Origin of the sequence: Candidatus Desulfatibia sp. (assembly GCF_036446775.1) — a bacterium.
Lineage (GTDB): Bacteria > Desulfobacterota > Desulfobacteria > Desulfobacterales > UBA11574 > Desulfatibia_A.
The window spans coordinates 1-3,147 of record NZ_JAZFTO010000223.1 but is presented as its reverse complement, the minus strand read 5'-3'; the positions used below and the strand labels follow the sequence as shown (position 1 = coordinate 3,147).

Below are 3,147 nucleotides of genomic sequence, written 5' to 3'. Positions count from 1 at the left end.
AAGGCAGACATCATGAATTCGTTAACGCCCCCAAATTACCTGCCTGAAAAGGGTGGCGACGGAACGCTGAATTATTGATAATGTTGTAGGCCCAAGCGGCCCCAATAAAACGCAGCTTTCCGGGTCGGGTAAATTTGGATTGTTAGGCGGCTTTTCATACATAAATCAGCGGTGAGGAGGAACACTATCTCCTCGCCGCCTGCTCTCCCTTCACTTCATCAGAAGCTAACCACACTTGACTCAGAAACCAAGTTGGCAAACCCGATCATATCGATGAACGAGGCGTTCAAGGTCTTTAGGTCTTCTTCGGTCACCCCACGGGCGACGGAGCAAGCCCCTCAAACATATACCGGAACATTCCCTTTGACCACCGTCTCGATCAACTCAGAGAGAGGCGGGAAACCGACACCATGAACACTCTTGGCAATCACATCCTTTGCCAAATATACGGCCTCCCCAATAAGAACGATACAAACTTCCTTATCGGCACCAAGAGCCCCTACGGCGGTAATAAAAGCTGCGGTGCTCTTGGTCTGATCGTCTGTCGCGTGCGTTGTAACCGCTAGAATCTTGCTCATTTTTATCTCCTTTATTTGCTACTGCTAATGGTTATACTGATGACTGAATCTCTGTTTATTAGAATCCTCCATTTACACCTCCTTTCTTTCACTAAGATTTCCGAATGATGAAACGGAAAACAGGCTTATCTCCATCAACCAGTTCACACTGATATCCGAGTTTTTGCATAAGCTGCGGAATTGTCTGTTGCGCCGGATAGTAGTCGGTGATGACCTCAAGTATCTCACCCGCGGCCATCTCGTTGAGGGCCAAACGCGGTTCGAACGTTGGGTAGGGACACACCTTTCCTCGGAGATCCAGGCAACGGTCAACCTTTGCTATGCCCATGATATACCTTCTCTCCCGACAAGTTAATGGTTTTACCGAATAAAGAAAGCATTAAATGTTTAAACTCTAAGAGGGCGGGAGCACCCCCCGCACCACCGTTTTAAAAACTATTAATTAATCGCATTAAACCACCAGCTCTGCTGGTGTGATCCTAATAGGCTCTGCCGGTCAGGCATGCTATACCCCTTCCCGAGGGCCCCGAAAGGGCAGGTCGGGAAGGAGTTAGCATGAGAGATTATAAGAGCTTAGCACACGTGAGATGGGAATGTAAATTCCATATTGTTTGGGTACCAAAATATCGAAGAAAAAAGCTTTATGGTAAAGTTCGACGTAGGTTCGGTGAGATCACCAGAGATTTATGTAGACAAAAAGGTGTTGAACTCATCGAAGGGCATGCAAAATCAGACCACGTACATTTGTGCTTAAGTTTTCCACCAAAGTACAGTATAGCCTATGTTGTGGGTTTTCTGAAGGGAAAAAGCGCCATTCGGTTGCATCGAGAATTTCCCAGCAAAGAAAGGGGTTCAAAGCATTTCTGGATACGAGGTTACTTTGTTAGCACAGTAGGTTTGGACGAGAAAAAAGTTCGAGAATACATTCGTGACCAGGAAAAAGCTGATAAACAACAGATGGAGTTTGATTTCGAATAGACCTATGGCCCCTTCCAGGGGCCCTCCTCAGGCCACCAGTTCTACTGGTGGTTATGACTTACTTTTTTTCACTATACAAGGCGGACAGGCTCCATATCTGACCATTTGCTCCCCTTTATTGCGGCCATGGGAGCACATGGCCGCAAGCCATTCAAGGGCATCAAACTCTTTATCCTCCTTATTAAATTCCCCTTGTGAATGCCTGACGGCTAACGCCTGAGAAGCGGCGAGGTAGGCCAGGTGGGCACCTCGCAAGTTAGCGCGGCGACCGCCGCCTCCCACTCCTCCTGGTCATGCGGCCTACGTGCCCGAAAGGTAATCCCCAGCGCACCGACGCTGGCCGCGCCAGACTCATGCGGCGTACCGCTGAACACGTCTACTCGCAAGGTGATCTCAAACTCGACAAAGCCGGCTGCCACGACCGTGGCTTCGAGCTCTGCTTCCAGCAGAGCGCCGGCAATTCACCCCGACCACAGGTCGATGTCCCGTTTATCGCTGTCCGATATCGCCTTCTGCAACAGGATGTCGCCGATCTGCAGGCGACCCGTAGGCTTGAGCACCCTCTTCATCTCTTTAAGAGGGGCGCTCTTGTCCGGCATCAGGTTGAGCATCCCGTTGGAGATCACCACGTCGGCCCAGCCGTCGGGCAGGGGCAACTCTTCACCGTAGCCCATCCGGAACTCGACGTTGTCCAGACCGACCTCGGCTGCTGCAGCGCGCCCTTTCTCTATCATGGCCGCTGTCATATCTACCCCAATCACCCGGCCTTTTGGACCCACCATACGGGCTGCGATCAGGCTATCAAAACCCGCCCCGCAGCCCACATCGACCACATGCTCGCCGGGTTTGATTTCGCCCAGGCTGAAGGGGTTGCCGGTGCCGGCGAAGGATTCCACGGAGGCCTCGGGAATTCCCTCCAGACAGGCCTCATCGTACCCCAACATTTGAGCCACCGGGCGACCGATGAAGAAGTGAAAGCCTTTCTCTGGGTTCAACGCTACTTCCTGATACTCTTTTTGAATTGCCTGACGCAGTTCGCTGCGATCCAACAATTTTCCATGTTTTTGTTCACTCATAATACACTCCTAGAAATATCAATAGCCATGCGACACCTCCTTTCACGTATGGCCCTCGTTACTCCTCCCCTCAAAGCATAAAATCATATCCCGGTTTGTGCGTGTATTTTTAGATAGCGAGGAACAAATCGTGAGAGAGGTCAGCACAACAAGAAATGTTTCACAATGGAAACTGATTCGAGATAGAGAACCGATTTCAAAAGAGAGACTATTATTAAAGCGTGTATATTAAAAATTCATTAAAGTCAATGCTTGATTGTCTAACATAAAATACGAAAACAAATTAAGTAATGCGAAGAAATGACAAGTAAAGACAAGGGGTTATTTTGCTCTGTTTTGCGGAGAAAGGGCATACAACATGTAGGAATTTTTTTGAAGAACTACCATAGAAGATTTCTTGCCTGAATGTACACCAGGGGATTTATTGGGTCAATAGCAGATTCGGGACCCCAATCACGCAAATCTTGGGGCTTGAAAATGTGATAATTAAAGGCAGTAAAACGTAACAAAATCTG

At 48.9% G+C, this 3,147-nt stretch carries 4 protein-coding genes; 1 reads left to right on the top strand and 3 read right to left on the bottom strand.

Annotation, left to right across the window (positions count from 1 at the left end):
* Positions 1-338 precede the first annotated feature (338 nt).
* A complete protein-coding gene (locus tag V3S16_RS10620) occupies positions 339-578 on the bottom strand; it encodes a DsrE family protein (protein WP_413884734.1) in 240 nt (79 codons plus the stop codon).
* A gap of 91 nt (positions 579-669) precedes the next feature.
* Positions 670-906, bottom strand: a complete 237-nt coding sequence (locus V3S16_RS10615; RefSeq protein WP_413884732.1) for a sulfurtransferase TusA family protein — start codon at positions 904-906, stop codon at positions 670-672.
* 227 nt (positions 907-1,133) lie between these two features.
* On the opposite strand from V3S16_RS10615, the gene tnpA reads away from it, so the two are divergent.
* Positions 1,134-1,556 (top strand): IS200/IS605 family transposase, encoded by a 423-nt coding sequence (gene tnpA, locus V3S16_RS10610; RefSeq protein WP_413884730.1) that lies wholly within the window; start codon positions 1,134-1,136, stop codon positions 1,554-1,556.
* A gap of 209 nt (positions 1,557-1,765) precedes the next feature.
* On the opposite strand, the gene V3S16_RS10605 is transcribed toward tnpA, so the two are convergent.
* Positions 1,766-2,632, bottom strand: a complete 867-nt coding sequence (locus tag V3S16_RS10605; protein WP_413884728.1) for a methyltransferase domain-containing protein — start codon at positions 2,630-2,632, stop codon at positions 1,766-1,768.
* Positions 2,633-3,147: the final 515 nt, after the last annotated feature.

Excerpts from the sequence above, each read along its gene's own strand:
- V3S16_RS10620 (WP_413884734.1), bottom strand. The coding sequence starts at position 578 with ATGAGCAAGATTCTAGCGGTTACAACGCACGCGACAGACGATCAGACC.
- V3S16_RS10615 (WP_413884732.1), bottom strand. The coding sequence starts at position 906 with ATGGGCATAGCAAAGGTTGACCGTTGCCTGGATCTCCGAGGAAAGGTG.
- tnpA (WP_413884730.1), top strand. The coding sequence starts at position 1,134 with ATGAGAGATTATAAGAGCTTAGCACACGTGAGATGGGAATGTAAATTC.